This window comes from Kineosporia rhizophila (assembly GCF_021277265.1).
GTDB lineage: Bacteria > Actinomycetota > Actinomycetes > Actinomycetales > Kineosporiaceae > Kineosporia > Kineosporia rhizophila.
Genome location: NZ_JAJSOH010000075.1, coordinates 1 through 682, shown reverse-complemented (window position 1 = coordinate 682; position 682 = coordinate 1). Strand labels below are relative to the sequence as shown.

The window sequence follows — 682 nt, the reverse complement described above, 5'->3', positions numbered from 1 at the left end:
AGGTTTTCACAGCAGACGCGACAGACCGCCTACGAGCTCTTTACGCCCAATAATTCCGGACAACGCTTGCACCCTACGTATTACCGCGGCTGCTGGCACGTAGTTAGCCGGTGCTTCTTCTGCAGGTACCGTCACTTGCGCTTCTTCCCTGCTGAAAGAGGTTTACGACCCGAAGGCCTTCATCCCTCACGCGGCGTCGCTGCGTCAGGCTTTCGCCCATTGCGCAATATTCCCCACTGCTGCCTCCCGTAGGAGTCTGGGCCGTGTCTCAGTCCCAGTGTGGCCGGTCGCCCTCTCAGGCCGGCTACCCGTCGTCGCCTTGGTAGGCCATTACCCCACCAACAAGCTGATAGGCCGCGAGCTCATCTCTGACCGAAAAACTTTCCACGCACAGACCATGCGACCGTACGTCATATCCGGTATTAGCCACCGTTTCCCGTGGTTATCCCAGAGTCAGAGGCAGATTACTCACGTGTTACTCACCCGTTCGCCACTGATCCCCACCGAAGTGGTTCACCGTTCGACTTGCATGTGTTAAGCACGCCGCCAGCGTTCGTCCTGAGCCAGGATCAAACTCTCCGTAAATAATCTTCTAGGAAGACTTTTAGCGAAGTGTGTTGCAATTGATTCCTGACCAATAACTCCAGTCCGTTTACCCAGGCACCCGACGGGGGTCGGAGAA

General features: G+C 56.5%; 1 rRNA gene. It reads right to left on the bottom strand.

Annotated elements, in window-relative coordinates:
- Positions 1-585: ribosomal RNA gene (locus LWF15_RS35785) — 16S ribosomal RNA — on the bottom strand; the annotation flags it as partial.
- Positions 586-682: the final 97 nt, after the last annotated feature.